This is a genomic window from Nocardioides pocheonensis (genome assembly GCF_003725535.1).
Lineage (GTDB): Bacteria > Actinomycetota > Actinomycetes > Propionibacteriales > Nocardioidaceae > Marmoricola > Marmoricola pocheonensis.
Genome location: NZ_RJSF01000019.1, coordinates 474,773 through 488,842, shown reverse-complemented (window position 1 = coordinate 488,842; position 14,070 = coordinate 474,773). Strand labels below are relative to the sequence as shown.

The window sequence follows — 14,070 nt, the reverse complement described above, 5'->3', positions numbered from 1 at the left end:
TCACCCCGAGATCCGGAAGCCGGAGTCGCCGCCCCAGAAGAGCAGCGTCATGACCATGTCCAGCACGACGACCACCACGATGCTGGCCCGGATCGCCCGCCCGGTCGCCTCGCCCACGGCCTGCGGTCCGCCGCCGACGCGCATGCCGTACCAGCTGTGGATCAGGGTGATCGCGGTGGCGAAGACCAGGATCTTCACCACCGATAGGAACACGTCGCGGCCGAGGATGAAGGTCGAGAAGTAGTGGTCGTACTGGCCCGGCGACTGCCCGAAGATCACGACCACCGACAGCATCGAGGCGATGTAGGAGCCGATCAGGCCGATCAGGTACAGCGGGACGATCGCGATGCCGCAGGCCAGCACGCGGGTGGTGACCAGGTAGCGCATCGGCTGGACCGCCATCACCTCCAGCGCGTCGACCTCCTCGTGGATCTTCATCGAGCCGAGCTGCGCAGTGAACCGGCAGCCCACCTGCGACGCGAGCGCCAGGGCGGCGATCAGCGGCGCCAGCTCGCGGGTGTTGGCGCTGGCGGAGACGAAGCCGGTGAGCGGCGCCAGCCCGACGATCTCCAGGCCGTTGAAGCCCTCGATGCCCAGCGACGTACCGGCGGAGAGCGCGAGCAGCACCATCACGCCGATGGTGCCGCCGCCCACGATCAGGGCCCCGCTGCCCCAGGCGATGTCCTTGAGCTGCCGCAGCACCTCGCGGTGGTAGAGCCGCACGGTGACCGGGACGGACGCCAGGGTGCGCGCGGCGAACGTCGCGAAGTCACCGACCTGGGCGAGCACACCGACGGCTCCGTCGACGGTGCGCACCACCGCGTCGGAGGCCTGCTGCCGGGCACTGGTCTGGAGGCTCATCACGCGATCCCCTGCGGCAGCAGCATCACGTAGGCCTGGGTGATCGCGACGTTGGCGAGCGCCAGCAGGATCACGCTCAGGACCACCGCCTGGTTGACCGCGTCGGCGACGCCCTTCGGCCCACCCGATGCGCTCAGGCCCTTGTGCGCCGCCACGATCGTGGCGATGAAGCCGAAGACGAGGGCCTTGAACTCCGCCAGCGCAAGGTCGGTCGGCTGGCTGAACGCGACGAACGAGTCCTGGTAGGCGCCGGCGCTGACGGTGCCCCCGCCGACGTTGAGCACGTACGCCGTGACCATCGCCGTCATCGAGACGACCACCGTGAGCAGGAGGGCCACGACCAGGGCCGCGAGCACCCGGGGAGCGACCAGCCGCTGGACCGGCGAGATGCCCATGACCTTGAGCGCGTCGATCTCCTCGCGCACCGTGCGCGCGCCGAGGTCGGAGCAGATCGCCGAGCCGACCGCCCCGGCGATCATCAGCGAGGTGACCAGCGGCGCTGCCTGGCGCAGGATGCCGATGCCGTTGACCGCGCCCATGAACGACGTCGCCCCGACCTGGCTGGCGACCGCCCCGATCTGGACCGAGATGATCACGCCGAAGGGGATCGCCACGAGGATCGTCGGCAGCAGCGAGACCCGGGTCATGAACCAGGCCTGGAGCATGAACTCGGTCCAGGAGAACCGGCCGCGCACGATGTCGACCACTGCCGCCGACACCGACTCGACGGCCAGGACGACCAGCTTGCCGGCGGTCTCCACGCCGGCCCGGGACCGCGACTGCAGCGACCCCAGCACGAGACCGGCCCTGCCGGCGACCGCCGTCGAGCTCACGCTGCCTCCCGGGTCGGGTTCTCGGGGTGATGGTGCGGGGATGTGACTGCGCAACGTCGCAAGCGACGTGGGAGTTACGCGAGTCACACCAAATGTGTCAGCGCGACTGTGCCAGTAATGCTGTCAGTTTCACAAGGTCCGGCCCTGAAACGCGGGCCGGGCGCTCGACGTGGCCCGGAGGAGCACGACCGACCGTTCGCGTCACGCAGACTGTCACACGCGTTTACATTCCGCCAGACCCTACGGGGCTCAGCGGTGCGCGCGCCCCGGGAGGTGGCTGCGCGGCGCCATCCGCGGGCCCCGCCGCGGTCGTCCGAGACGGGCCGCCTCGACGAGGTGCTGGATCCGGTGCCGGTGCGGCCGGTAGGGCTCGAGCAGCTCGGCGAGCGCGTCGTCGTCGACCGCCTCCCCCACGAGCGCCCAGCCGATGTCCTTGGCGACGTGGTAGTCACCGAAGCTGACCGCGTCGGCGTCGCCGAGCGCCCGGGACCGGACCTCGGCGCTCGTCCACACGCCGATCCTCGGGAGGGTGCGCAGCCGCCGGTCGAACTCGGCGTGGGACAGGGCCCCGGCGCGCTCCAGTGCCGGAGCGACCGCGGCGGCCGCGAGCAGCGGCCGCGACCGGCCTCCGTCGACCGGCAGCCGCAGCCACTCCCACGACGGGACCTGGCGCAGCGTCGCCGCGTCGGGCTGGATCCACAGGCCCAGCTCGGGGCCGGGTGCGGGCTCGCCGTACCGGCGCACCAGCCGGCGGAACCCGGCGAACGCCTCCTGGCCGGTGACCTTCTGCTCGATGATCGTCGGCACGAGGGACTCCATCACCAGCCCGGTGGTGCCCAGTCGCCAGTGCCGGTGGCGGTGCCACGTCGACGCCAGCGCCTCCGGGGGCTCGAAGCCGTCGACGTCGTCGTCGGCACCGAGCATCCGGGGCAGCCGCTCGAGCGCCCACTCCGCGCCCGGCCCCCAGGCCCGCCCGACCACGCACCCACGCTCCGCGTCCGCGGCGACCGCGAGGGTCACCGGCCCCTCGGGCGTGCGGATGCCGCGCGCGTGCGACCCGTCGGCGAGCACGCGGTACGTCGGGTCGCCGGCCCCGCGACGGTGCACCCCGAGGACCTGCCCGACCGGGCACGGCCAGTCCGGCCGCCAGGTGCGGGTCCGCGGGGAGCTCACGAGGCACACCCTAGGCGCCCGACCCGACCACCCCGGAGGTCGAGGTGCGAGCGACCCTGGTGGTTGAGGTGCGAGCGCCAGCGAGCCTCGAAACCACCCCCGGCCGCCCACCGAGGCACCACCGGACCGTCGGAGGCCTCCGGCAGGATGGAGGCCATGGAGCTGGCCCGCCTCGTCTCGGTCTCCCAGGAGGTGGCGGCGACGCGCGCCCGCACGACCAAGCGGGCGCTCATCGCCGGGCTGCTTGCGCAGGCACCGCCCGGCGAGGTGGAGATCGTCACGGCGTACCTGTCGGGCACGCTCCGCCAGCGCCGCACGGGCCTCGGCTGGCGCGGGCTCGCCGACCTCCCCGAGCCCGCGCCCGAGGCGAGCGTCTCGGTCGGAGAGGTCGACTCCGCACTCGAGCAGATCTCCGCCGTGTCCGGCGAGGGCTCCGGCACGGCGCGGCGCGCCGCGGTCGCCGACCTCTTCGGCCGGCTGACCGCCGACGAGCAGCGCTACCTGCGCGGCCTGGTGACCGGCGAGGTCCGGCAGGGAGCCCTCGACTCGGTCGTGCTCGACGCGATCGCGGAGGCCGCGGGCGTGCCGGTCGCGAGCGTCCGCCGGGCCGCGATGTTCAGCGCGCTCACCGGTCCGGTCGCGGTGGCCGCGCTCACCGGCGGCGAGGAGGCGCTGGCGGCGTTCGACCTCGAGGTGGGCCGACCGGTCCGGCCGATGCTGGCCTCCTCGGCCCCCGACGTGCCCGCCGGCGTCGCCAAGATCGGGTCCGACGGTCCACTCGTGGTCGACACCAAGCTCGACGGCATCCGGATCCAGGTGCACCGACGCGGGCGCGAGGTGCTGGTCTTCACCCGCAGCCTCGAGGAGATCGGCCCCCGCCTGCCCGACGTCGTCGAGGCGACGCTCGCGCTGCCCGGCGGCGACCTGGTGCTCGACGGCGAGGCGATCACGCTCGCCGACGACGGCACGCCCCGGCCGTTCCAGGAGACCGCCTCCCGCACCTCCGCGAGCGGCCGCGACGACCGGGTGCACCCGTTCTTCTTCGACCTGCTCGCCCACGAGGGCGCGTCGCTCGTCCACGAGCCGGCCCGGGTGCGCCTCGAGCGTCTCGACGCGGTCGTGCCCGCGGACCTGCGCACTGCTCGGCTCGAGACCGACGACCCGGACGTCGTGGCCGACTTCTTCTCCGACGCCGTCGCCGGCGGCCAGGAGGGCGTGATCCTCAAGCGCCTCGACGCGCCGTACGACGCGGGCCGGCGCGGCTCCGCCTGGGTCAAGGTCAAGCCCCGCCACACGCTCGACCTCGTGGTCCTCGCCGTGGAGTGGGGCAGCGGCCGGCGACGGGGCTGGCTCTCGAACATCTGGCTCGGCGCCCGCGACGCCTCGGGCGACGGCTTCGTGATGCTCGGCAAGACCTTCAAGGGCATGACCGACGAGATGCTGGCCTGGCAGACCGAGCGGTTCCTCTCCCTCGAGACCCGTCGCGACGGCCACGTCGTGCACCTCCGGCCGGAGCAGGTCGTGGAGATCGCCTTCGACGGCCTCCAGCGCTCGACCCGCTACCCCGGCGGCCTCGCCCTCCGTTTCGCCCGGGTGCTCCGCTACCGCGACGACAAGACCGCGGAGGAGGCGGACACGATCGACACCGTCCGGGCGCTGGCCGGTACACGTGTGTAAACCGGAGTTGCACTAACATCGGGACATGAGCTCAGCCGGGGCCGACGACGTCGGCGAGGAGTCCGCAGCGGACACCTCGCCAGTTGTCCGTACGCCGAGCCGGCAGTCCGCCGCGGCGGCGCGCCGCCGTGCCCGCGAGCAGCAGATCCTCGCCGCGACCCGCCGGCTCTTCGACGAGTCGGCCGTGCGCGACGCCCAGATCGACGACATCGCCAAGGCCGTGGGCATCAACCGGGCGATCATCTACCGGCACTTCAGCGGCAAGGAGGAGCTCTTCGCGCTGGCCGTGGAGTCCTACCTCGAGGAGCTCCGAGGCCGCCTCGAGGAGGCCGCCGCCGCGCACGCCGACGACCCCGAGGCCCGACTCGGCGCGGTCGTCGGAGCCTTCGTCGACTACGGCCTGGAGTACCCCGCCTTCATCGACTGCGCCCAGACGCTCATGCGCCGACCGGGCCCGGAGCTGCTCGAGCAGGTCAGCGAGGGCGCCCTCCTCCGCCTCGGCCGCGCCATCGCCACGTGCCTGCGCACGCTGACCGACACGCTCGACGCCGGCGTCGCGTCCGGCGCCTTCCAGAAGGGCGACACCGTCCTGCTGGCGAACTACATGTACGCCACCGGCCTCGGCGCGATGCAGCTGGCCCGGATCGGCATGGTGGTCAAGGAGAGCGCACCCGGCATGCCGGCGATCTCCCGGATCTCCGGCGACCAGGTCCGCGACTTCCTGGTCAGCACCGCGGTCTCGCTGGCGAAGCGCCGCTGACGTTCGACGCAATCAGCGCCGCGCCGCGGTGCCAGCAGGTGACACCGCAGGACGGCGTTCACTCGATCGCGCACGACGGCCCGCACGGTTGAGGCTCCAGGTCGACGCCTCGCAGTCGCATCACGACGGCGAGCTTCATCGCAGTGGAGCACGGCCGGTCGAACACCTGGCCCCACCCCAGGCGCAGCGATGCCCGTCCGTCGACCGCGGCGTCCAGATCACGCTCCAGGTCGCGGTCCCGCGCGAGGGCCGAGTCGTGGAACAGCCGCCCATCGAGTTCCACGAGCACGGGACCGTAGTCGGCGTCGCGATAGACCAACCCCTGCGATGACCGGTCCGGGCGCTGACGTTCGGCCCGAGGCAGGCGGTGCGGGCGTTCGACCCGGCTCAGGAACCCGTGTTCGAGGACCGAGCACGTGCCGGCTCCGAGGTCGGCCAGGACGTCGGACATCCAGCGACGACGCGGGACCCGCCTCCGGCGGGACAGGGCCAGGATCAACCGGTCGGAGGTGGTCCACCGACGCTGGATGCACGTGGAAAGGACCGCCACTGCCTCGACCTCCGAGGCCGACATCGCGGCATCGAGCGCTGCCTCCTCGACGCGAGTGCGCGGCGGGTTCGCGTTCCAGAGGACAGCCGTGTCGAGGCGTCCAGCATGGTGGACGATCACGCCCGGCGGGGGCCGCAACCCACTCCGGTGTCGGTTCACCACCACGTGCAGCGGCTCCGGAGACGTCGGCGCCGCGGGACGCTCGAGAGCTGCGAGCGATGTCCGGCCCCACAACGCAGCCGGCCAGGCCCACAGCACTGCCGCCCACGCCCGTTGGCTCCACGTCAGAGGGCCGGTGTGCGCGATGTAGACGCCCGGGTGGACCGTCACCCAGTCCCGCCGTCGCAGCAGACGACGCACATCGTGCGGCGCCAGCCCGCTCGCGAGCGCCTGCTGGCGGGAGACCACGCCGTCCTGCTGATCGAGAAGGGTCCGGATGTCCGCTGCCACTCGGCGATGGTCGCCACGGCGCCGCCCCCGGCCGAGCGCGCTGGAGCGACGTGGGGAGCCAGGCTCGCAGCCCCACACCTGTGCGTGCGAGCTGGCTGCGCCGTGCTGCGGTGCCAGCCATCGACACCACAGCACGGCGCACGCGTCAGACGAGCGGGCTCAGCGCTCCAGGATCGCGACGACGCCCTGGCCGCCGGCGGCGCAGATCGAGATCAGCGCGCGGCCCTGGCCCTTCTCGGCCAGCAGCTTCGCCGCGTTCGCGACGATCCGGCCACCGGTCGCGGCGAACGGGTGCGCGGCCGCGAGCGAGGAGCCCTTCACGTTGAGCTTCGCGCGGTCGATCGAGCCGAGCGGCGCGTCGAGACCCAGGCGCTCCTTGCAGAACACCGGGTCCTCCCACGCTGCGAGCGTGGAGAGCACCTGCGAGGCGAACGCCTCGTGGATCTCGTAGAAGTCGAAGTCCTGCAGGGTCAGGCCGGCCCGCTCGAGCATCCGCGGCACGGCGTACGCCGGGGCCATCAGCAGGCCCTCCCCGCCGTGCACGTAGTCGACGGCGGCCGTCTCGTACTCGGTGAAGTAGGCCAGCGGCTCCAGGCCGTGCGCCTGCGCCCACTCCTCCGAGGCGAGCAGCACCGCGGAGGCACCGTCGCTGAGCGGCGTGGAGTTGCCGGCGGTCATCGTGGCCGCCGCGCCCTTGCCGAACACCGGCTTGAGCGTGGCCAGCTTCTCCAGCGACGAGTCGGCGCGCATGTTGTTGTCGCGCTCGACGCCGCGGAACGGCGTGACCAGGTCGGCCTGCCAGCCCTCCTCGTAGGACTTCGCGAGGTTGTGGTGCGAGGCGACGGCCAGCTCGTCCTGGGCCTCGCGCGTGATCTGCCACTCCAGCGCGGTCAGGGCGGCGTGCTCACCCATCGACAGGCCGGTGCGCGGCTCGCCGTTCTGCGGGATCTCCAGCCCGATGTCACCGGGGCGGATCGCGCCGAGCGCCCTGAGCTTGCCCGCGGTGTCCTTGGCCGCGTTGACCTTCATCAGCTTCTTGCGCAGCTTGTCCGAGATCGCCACCGGAGCGTCCGAGGTGGTGTCGGTGCCGCCCGCGATGCCGACGTCGATCTGGCCGAGCGCGATCTTGTTGGCAACGTAGATGGCCGCCTGGAGGCCGGTGCCGCAGGCCTGCTGGATGTCGGTGGCCGGGGTGTCCGCGGCCAGGCGCGAGCCGAGCACCGACTCGCGGGTGAGGTTGAAGTCGCGGGCGTGCTTCAGCACGGCACCCGCGACCACCTCGCCGACGCGCTCGCCCTCGAGGCCGAAGCGGGCCACCAGCCCGTCGATCGCGGCGGTGAGCATCTCCTGGTTGGAGACGCCCGAGTAGACGGTGTTCGAGCGTGCGAACGGGATCCGGTTGCCGCCGAGGACGGCGACGCGACGGGTGGTCTCCTGCATGCGAGGGTCTCCTGATCGGGACGGACGGGCGCCGGGGATCGGCCCGGCGGTACCGCTCAATACTGGCGCGTAACATCGGGAAAGCAAACGTTGTGAGGGGCAGATCACCTTTCTTGGACACCGAGTTACACCGGTAGTTACATTTCAGGACGGAGCCCCTCCGGAGCGCCCGACCGGGCCTGCTCCTGCACCGAGACCCGACGCGAGGAAGTACCCCGATGACCGACCGCTACCAGTCCTTCACGTCCAGCCCGCTCGGGCAGATGTTCGTCAAGAACCTCGGCCTGCCCAACCCGGTGAAGCTCGACCGCTACACGCCCGGAGCGCCGCTCGTCGACGGCACCGTCGTGGTCGGCGGCAGTGGCCGGCTGGTGGACGTGGTGACCGCGTCCCTGGACAACCTCGGCATCGCGACCACCGCGGCCGCCGCCGAGGGCGAGAAGTACAAGGGCATCGTCTTCGACGCCACCGGCATCACCACCGCCGAGGGCCTGGTCGCGATCCAGCAGTTCTTCACGCCGCTGCTGCGCAGCCTCAAGGCCTGCGCGCACGTCGTGGTCCTCGGCACGAACCCGAGCCAGGCCGAGAGCCTCGAGGAGCGGATCGCCCAACGTGCGCTGGAGGGCGTCACCCGGTCGCTGGGCAAGGAGATCGGCAAGGGCAGCACGGTCAACCTCGTGTACGTCGCCCCGGGCGCCGAGGCGACCGTCGAGTCGACCCTGGCCTTCTTCCTCTCCCCCAAGTCCGCCTACGTCTCCGGCCAGGTCGCCCGGCTCGGGCTGACCGGCACCAAGAAGGCCGCCAAGGTGGCCGACCAGGGCCGCCCGCTCGAGGGCAAGGTCGCGATCGTGACCGGCGCCTCCCGCGGCATCGGCGAGCAGATCGCCCGTGTCCTCCACCGCGACGGCGCGACCGTGCTCGGCATCGACGTACCGCAGGCGGCCAGCGAGCTGGTGACCCTGATGAAGGAGCTCGGCGGCGACCAGCTCACCCTCGACATCACCGGCAAGGACGCCCCGCAGCGGATCGCCCACCACGTCAAGGAGAAGTTCGGCGGCGTCGACATCGTCGTGCACAACGCCGGCATCACCCGTGACCGCAAGCTGGCCAACATGGCCGAGGACCGCTGGAGCTCGGTGGTGGCGGTGAACCTGGTCGCCCCGGAGCGGATCACCCGCGAGCTCCTCGACCAGGGCCTGATCAACCGGAACGGCCGGATCATCGGCGTCTCCTCGATCGCAGGCATCGCCGGCAACGTCGGGCAGACCAACTACGCGGCCTCCAAGGCCGGCGTGATCGGATTCGTCGACGCGCTCGCCGGCGAGCTGAAGAACGACATCACCGTGAACGCCGTGGCGCCGGGCTTCATCATCACCCAGATGACCGCGGCGGTGCCGTTCGCGACCCGCGAGGTCGGCCAGCGGATGAACGCGATGTCCCAGGGCGGGCTCCCGGTCGACGTGGCCGAGGCGATCGCCTGGTTCGCCAGCCCCGGCTCGACCGCCGTCAACGGCAACGTCGTGCGCGTCTGCGGCCAGATGATGCTGGGCGCCTGAGACCTCGGAGAGGAGCAGCGCGATGACCACCGAACGCACCGTCGAGGGCACGCCGTCGGCCCTTCCCACCATGCTCAAGGCGGCGCTGCCGGCGCTGCCGGGCGTGAACCTCATCCCGGGCCTGGCCAAGAAGGGTGGGCCGCTCCCCGACCTGCGGCTGAACCGCCCCGGCGTCGAGATCGACCCCGAGCACGTCGCGGCGTACGCCGGGGTCTGCGGGTTCGCGCCGAGCGAGGCCCTTCCGCTCACCTATCCGCACATGCTCGCGTTCCCGCTGCACATGGCGATCATGACCGACGGGTCGTTCCCCTACCCCGCAATCGGCACCGTGCACCTGCGCAACGCGATCACCCGGCACCGCCCGATCGCCCCGACCGAGCTGCTCGACGTGAGCGCCACGGCGACCAACCTGCGCGGGCACGCCAAGGGCAAGGTGTTCGACCTGGTCACCATGATCACCAGCGCCGACGAGCTCGTCTGGGAGTCGACGTCGACCTACCTGCGGGTCGGCAAGGGCGACCGGGACGCCGCGTCGGAGGGCACCCCGTTCGGCGTGGTCCCGAGCAACGGCGTCGAGTGGCGACTGGCGGGCAACCTGGGCCGCCGGTACGCCGCGGTGTCCGGTGACCACAACCCGATCCACCTCTACCCACTGACCGCCAAGGCGTTCGGCTTCCCGCGCCAGATCGCCCACGGGATGTGGAGCAAGGCGCGCTGCGTCGCCGCGATCGCGAACCGCCTCCCCGACGAGGTGACCGTCGAGGTGGAGTTCAAGAAGCCGATCCTGCTCCCCGGCACGGTCGCCTTCGGCTCGCGCGTCGTCGACGACGGCGCCCACCGCGGGATCGACTTCTCACTGACCAACCCGAAGTCCGGCGCCCCCCACCTGGTCGGCCGCAGCCGGTAGCGGGCGAGAGACGGCCCGCTCACAACGACGGGCCCGCGTTGCCTTCGACATGGGTCACGGGCACGTCGGCCACGCCGGCGATGCGGTGCGGCAGGTCCCAGAACAGCCACCGCGAGAGCCGGCGCGGCAAGGTCGAGACGACCACGCCGTCGACGTGCTCCGCCTGGAGCAGCTGCTGAGCCCGGTCGACCGGCAGGGCGTCCACGACCTCGCCGCTGGCCTCGATCCCCGCGCGCCGCAGCCGGGCGAGCTCGTGCTCGAGCCGGGCCTCGGCCAGCACCCTGGCGATCCGGTGCGCGTCCGGGATGAGCCGGTCGACCGGTGGGTAGTCCCACTGGTGTGTCCCCTCCGTATCGGTGACCGGGACCAGGAAACGGAACGTGGTGGGGCCGGCGCTGGCGAGCTCGTCCAGCCTGGCGGTCAGCTGCTCGCCGCCGATCGTCTGGTTGGCCACGATGAGGTAGACGGCCATGTGTCGCTCCCAGGATTGCCCGCCGCCGACCCGTGGGGTTCGGGGCCGGAGCGTGCTACGAGTCTAGGCCCGATCGCCGTGCTGCAGAGTCAGTCGCGGACCCGGATCAGCCCCTCCTGGGCCACGCTGGCCACCAGCCGGCCGTCCTGGGTGAACACGCTGGCGAAGATCAGGCCACGGCCGCCGGACGCCGAGGGGCTGTGCTGGTCGTAGAGCCACCACTGGTCGGCGCGGAACGGCCGGTGGAACCAGATCGAGTGGTCGAGGGACGCCGCCTGCATCTTCGGGGAGGAGATGTGCGTGCCGTGCGGGACGAGCGAGGCGCCGAGCAGGGTCATGTCGCTGGCGTAGGTGAAGGCCGCGGTGTGCTGGAGCGGGTCGTTGGGCAGCTCGCCGTTCGCCCGGATCCACAGCCGCGCGCGAGCGGGTTGACCGGGAAGGTCGATCTCGCCCCCGGGCCGGGAGTTGCCGGCGTACCGCACGTCGAGCGCGGCCCACTCACGCACCCACGCCTCGGACGCGCCGCCGTCGTCGCGGCGGGCGAACACGTCGGTGAGCGTCGGGCAGTCCTCCGGCCCGGGCACGTCGGGCATCGCGTCCTGGTGCTCGAGGCCGTCCTCGGGCACCTGGTAGTTCAGCGTCATCGCGAAGATCGGCCGGCCGTGCTGGCGGGCCAGCACGCGCCGGCTCGCGAACGAGCGGCCCTCGCGCAGGTTGTCGACGTCGTAGACGATCGGCACGGCGGTGTCGCCCGGGCGCAGGAAGTAGGAGTGCAGCGAGTGCACGACGTACTGCTCGGGCACCGTGCGCGACGCCGCGACCAGCGCGTGCGCCGCGACCTGGCCGCCGAACACGCGCTGCATGCGCGTGTCCGGCTGCTTGCCGCGGAAGAGGTTGTCCTCGATGACCTCGAGGTCGAGCAGGTCCACCAGCTCGTCGACGGATGCAGGCACTACGCGGTCCCGCCTTCTACTCGTCGTCGGACTGGTCGAGGCCGGCCAGGAACTGCTCGAACTGGGCGCCGAGCTCCTCGCCGGTGGGCAGGTCGGCGGAGTCCGGGAGCGATCCGTCCTCGGCCTCGAGCATGTTCGGGCCGCCCCCGTAGCCGGAGTCGTCACGGTGGAAGGCGTCGTACTGCTGCTCGAGCCCCGCGACGACCGCCCGGACCTCGTCGGAGTCCTCGACCTGGCCCGCGATCTCCGCCTGGCGCTGCGCGGCGGCGGCGTCGAGCTCGGCGGTGTCCCACTGCAACCCGGTGACCGCACCGACCTGGCGCAGCATCGCGGCGGACGCCTCCGGGTAGCCGAACTGGGCGACGTAGTGCGGGATGTGCGCGACGAAGCCGGTGGCGTCGTGCCCCCACTCGCCGAGCCGGAGCTCCAGCAGCGACTGGGCGCTGGAGGGGATCCGGATCTCGCCCTGCCAGACGTTCTCCGAGACCAGCAGCCGCTTGGCGGTGGCGTGGTTGGTCACCTGCACCGGGCGGGTGTGCGGCACCGCCATCGGCACCGAGCCCATCGAGACGGTCAGGCGCACGGCGAAGTGCTCGACGACGGCACGCACGGCCTCGGCGAAGGCCTCCCACCGCACGTCCGGCTCCGGTCCGGTCAGGAGCAGGTACGGCGCGCGGCGGTCGTCACGCATCAGCCGCACGACCAGGCGCGGCGCCTCGTAGTCGCTGTAGTGGTCCTGGACGAAGGACATCGGTGGCCGCCGGGCGCGGTAGTCGTAGAACTCGTCGACCTCGAAGCTGGCCACCACGCGACCCGGGGACGACTCCAGCAGGTGCGCGATCGCGAGCCCCGCGGCGCTCCCGGCATCGAGGAAGCCGTCGAGCGCGGTCACCATGACCGGGCCGTCAGCGAGACCCTCGAGCTCGGGGACCTCGTCGACGATGTGCACGAAACGTGCCTGGGTCACGGATGCTCCTGTCGGGTCGTTGCTCTGGCCAGCCTAGTGGTGGACAACGCCCGGGCGGCCGTCGATATGCCCGAGATCACGTGAGGCGCTACGGCGTCAACCGTCCTTGGTTTCGGCACGCTCGGTCTCGGCTTCGTCCCTCAGCCGAGCTCGCTGCTCAACCACCGGCGATCAAGTCCGCTGGCGCGTCCTTGATCAGCCGTAGATCCGCAGGATCCGCTGGGCCGCGTGCTGGGCCAGCTCCTGACCGTCGAGACCGAGCACGGTCTCCAGGACGGCGTCCTGCTGCTCGTCGGTGGTGCCTGCGCCGCCGGCGTGCAAGGCGTCCATCAGCCGCCACAGGGCCGGCTCCCCGCGAGTCGCCGCGATGAAGTCGCAGGCCATCCAGCTCAGCGCGTAGTGCCAGGCCTGGTCGGCACCGTTGAAGCCGCGCGAGGCCGGCAGGCCGTCGACGCCCTGGCGCGCCTTCACGAGCGCCACGCTGGCGATCCGGCGCTGGTCCTGCGGGATCTCGCGGGCGCCCATGTACTCCGCGATCCCCTCCGCGAACCAGGTCGGTACGCCGTCGTCGCGGTCGCCGAGGGCGACGTGGGTGAGCTCGTGACGGACGATCCGCCCGAGGAAGGTGGGCCCGGCCCGCAGCGAGCTCGGCAGCAGGGTGAACCGGATGCCCGCGACGGCGGGCTGGCCGAGGACGGCGTACATCGGGAAGGTCATCGCGCCGAGGTGCTTGATGTTGCCGCCCGGCACTCCCTCGAAGCTGTTCAGCACGGCGGGTCGGCTGAAGACGTAGACCACGGCGCGGCCGTCCCACGGGAACGGGACCGCGCTGCGCACGTCTGCGATGCCCGAGGCCAGGGCGCCGGCGACCGTCGCGGACTGCTTCCACGTGCCGTCGTCGTAGAGCTGGAGCGTGTCCTGGTCACTGCGCACGTGGATGCGGACGAGGTCCCAGGGAGCGGGGTTCGAGCCGGGGAACTGCTTGCCCGCTCCGGTGAGCTCGGAGACGATCACCGTGCGTCCCGCCCTGCGCGCGAACGCGAAGCCGGTCACCCGCTGCACCGGCACCGTGTCGAAGCCGCTCAGCTGCGTGGCCACGCGCACCTGCGGCACGGCCACGTCACTGCCCCACTGCGGAGACCTCAGGCCTGCCGGCCAGTCGGACTTCAGCACGGTGTAGCGCAGCGACTGGATCGGGAGCTGCCGGAGGTTGGCGAAGTACCGTCGCTGCCGCGCCACCAGCCTCGCGTCGGACGTGTCGACGGTGGCCAGGAACGCGTCGAGGTTGCCCTCGCCGATCGCTGCCGCGCGCCGGTCGAGCAGCGCCTGCTCGTCGGGCGCCGACACGGGCTGGTGGGCACCGAGCAGGCCGGCGTCGTGCCCGGAGGAGCACGCGGAAGCGATCGCGCCGAGTGCCGTGAGCACGACCAGCAGTACGGCGGAGGTGGCGCGCCGTGTCGACCGCACCCGG

The 14,070-nt window shown here is 72.1% G+C and carries 13 protein-coding genes and 1 pseudogene; 4 read left to right on the top strand and 10 right to left on the bottom strand.

Features of this window, described 5'->3' with window-relative positions; genetic code table 11:
• From EFL26_RS08145 to EFL26_RS08135, 3 genes are all read right to left on the bottom strand, one after another.
• A complete protein-coding gene (locus EFL26_RS08145) occupies positions 1 to 861 on the bottom strand; it encodes an MlaE family ABC transporter permease (protein ID WP_123222361.1) in 861 nt (286 codons plus the stop codon).
• On the bottom strand, positions 861 to 1,694 hold the full coding sequence (locus EFL26_RS08140; protein WP_123222360.1) for an MlaE family ABC transporter permease: 834 nt from the start codon (positions 1,692 to 1,694) through the stop codon (positions 861 to 863). Before EFL26_RS08140 ends, EFL26_RS08145 begins: the two co-directional genes overlap by 1 nt.
• Before the next feature lie 249 nt (positions 1,695 to 1,943).
• A complete protein-coding gene (locus EFL26_RS08135) occupies positions 1,944 to 2,867 on the bottom strand; it encodes a DNA-3-methyladenine glycosylase family protein (RefSeq protein ID WP_123222460.1) in 924 nt (307 codons plus the stop codon).
• A gap of 156 nt (positions 2,868 to 3,023) precedes the next feature.
• On the opposite strand from EFL26_RS08135, the gene EFL26_RS08130 reads away from it, so the two are divergent.
• A complete protein-coding gene (locus EFL26_RS08130) occupies positions 3,024 to 4,544 on the top strand; it encodes an ATP-dependent DNA ligase (RefSeq protein WP_123222359.1) in 1,521 nt (506 codons plus the stop codon).
• Between the two features lie 25 nt (positions 4,545 to 4,569).
• Positions 4,570 to 5,304 carry a TetR/AcrR family transcriptional regulator gene (locus EFL26_RS08125; protein WP_123222358.1) on the top strand — a complete coding sequence of 245 codons (735 nt, stop codon included), beginning with the start codon at positions 4,570 to 4,572 and terminating at the stop codon, positions 5,302 to 5,304.
• Positions 5,305 to 5,362: 58 nt separating this feature from the next.
• Here the strand turns inward: EFL26_RS08125 and EFL26_RS24645 are convergent, their stop codons facing one another.
• The 3 genes and pseudogenes from EFL26_RS24645 to EFL26_RS08115 all read right to left on the bottom strand — a co-directional run bounded on the left by EFL26_RS24645 (position 5,363) and on the right by EFL26_RS08115 (position 7,744).
• Entirely contained in the window at positions 5,363 to 5,755 is a 393-nt protein-coding gene (locus tag EFL26_RS24645; RefSeq protein ID WP_246000078.1) for a hypothetical protein, read from the bottom strand.
• 414 nt (positions 5,756 to 6,169) lie between these two features.
• Positions 6,170 to 6,304, bottom strand: a pseudogene (locus EFL26_RS24970) (type IV toxin-antitoxin system AbiEi family antitoxin domain-containing protein); the annotation flags it as partial.
• Between the two features lie 159 nt (positions 6,305 to 6,463).
• Positions 6,464 to 7,744, bottom strand: coding sequence for an acetyl-CoA C-acetyltransferase (locus EFL26_RS08115; RefSeq protein WP_123222356.1), 1,281 nt, complete (start codon positions 7,742 to 7,744; stop codon positions 6,464 to 6,466).
• A gap of 218 nt (positions 7,745 to 7,962) precedes the next feature.
• Here EFL26_RS08115 and EFL26_RS08110 point away from each other — a divergent pair, with 218 nt between their 5' ends.
• Positions 7,963 to 9,300, top strand: a complete 1,338-nt coding sequence (locus tag EFL26_RS08110) for a 3-oxoacyl-ACP reductase (RefSeq protein ID WP_123222355.1) — start codon at positions 7,963 to 7,965, stop codon at positions 9,298 to 9,300.
• A 22-nt stretch (positions 9,301 to 9,322) separates the two neighbouring features.
• Positions 9,323 to 10,207: a MaoC family dehydratase gene (locus tag EFL26_RS08105; protein ID WP_183408085.1), complete on the top strand. Its 885-nt coding sequence runs from the start codon at positions 9,323 to 9,325 to the stop codon at positions 10,205 to 10,207.
• A gap of 19 nt (positions 10,208 to 10,226) precedes the next feature.
• On the opposite strand, the gene EFL26_RS08100 is transcribed toward EFL26_RS08105, so the two are convergent.
• The 4 genes from EFL26_RS08100 to EFL26_RS08085 form a co-directional block, all read right to left on the bottom strand.
• Positions 10,227 to 10,679 carry a universal stress protein gene (locus EFL26_RS08100; protein WP_123222354.1) on the bottom strand — a complete coding sequence of 151 codons (453 nt, stop codon included), beginning with the start codon at positions 10,677 to 10,679 and terminating at the stop codon, positions 10,227 to 10,229.
• An 89-nt stretch (positions 10,680 to 10,768) separates the two neighbouring features.
• On the bottom strand, positions 10,769 to 11,632 hold the full coding sequence (locus tag EFL26_RS08095) for an acyl-CoA thioesterase (RefSeq protein ID WP_123222353.1): 864 nt from the start codon (positions 11,630 to 11,632) through the stop codon (positions 10,769 to 10,771).
• A gap of 16 nt (positions 11,633 to 11,648) precedes the next feature.
• A complete protein-coding gene (locus EFL26_RS08090) occupies positions 11,649 to 12,599 on the bottom strand; it encodes a proteasome assembly chaperone family protein (RefSeq protein ID WP_221176872.1) in 951 nt (316 codons plus the stop codon).
• Positions 12,600 to 12,794: 195 nt separating this feature from the next.
• Positions 12,795 to 14,066 carry a hypothetical protein gene (locus EFL26_RS08085; RefSeq protein ID WP_123222352.1) on the bottom strand — a complete coding sequence of 424 codons (1,272 nt, stop codon included), beginning with the start codon at positions 14,064 to 14,066 and terminating at the stop codon, positions 12,795 to 12,797.
• Between the last annotated feature and the right edge of the window lie 4 nt (positions 14,067 to 14,070).

What these genes read in the sequence shown, in the direction of transcription:
- EFL26_RS08145 (WP_123222361.1), bottom strand. Translation starts at nt 861, where the DNA reads ATGAGCCTCCAGACCAGTGCCCGGCAGCAGGCCTCCGACGCGGTGGTG.
- EFL26_RS08130 (WP_123222359.1), top strand. Translation starts at nt 3,024, where the DNA reads ATGGAGCTGGCCCGCCTCGTCTCGGTCTCCCAGGAGGTGGCGGCGACG.
- EFL26_RS08125 (WP_123222358.1), top strand. Translation starts at nt 4,570, where the DNA reads ATGAGCTCAGCCGGGGCCGACGACGTCGGCGAGGAGTCCGCAGCGGAC.
- EFL26_RS24645 (WP_246000078.1), bottom strand. Translation starts at nt 5,755, where the DNA reads ATGTCCGACGTCCTGGCCGACCTCGGAGCCGGCACGTGCTCGGTCCTC.
- EFL26_RS08115 (WP_123222356.1), bottom strand. Translation starts at nt 7,744, where the DNA reads ATGCAGGAGACCACCCGTCGCGTCGCCGTCCTCGGCGGCAACCGGATC.
- EFL26_RS08110 (WP_123222355.1), top strand. Translation starts at nt 7,963, where the DNA reads ATGACCGACCGCTACCAGTCCTTCACGTCCAGCCCGCTCGGGCAGATG.
- EFL26_RS08105 (WP_183408085.1), top strand. Translation starts at nt 9,323, where the DNA reads ATGACCACCGAACGCACCGTCGAGGGCACGCCGTCGGCCCTTCCCACC.
- EFL26_RS08100 (WP_123222354.1), bottom strand. Translation starts at nt 10,679, where the DNA reads ATGGCCGTCTACCTCATCGTGGCCAACCAGACGATCGGCGGCGAGCAG.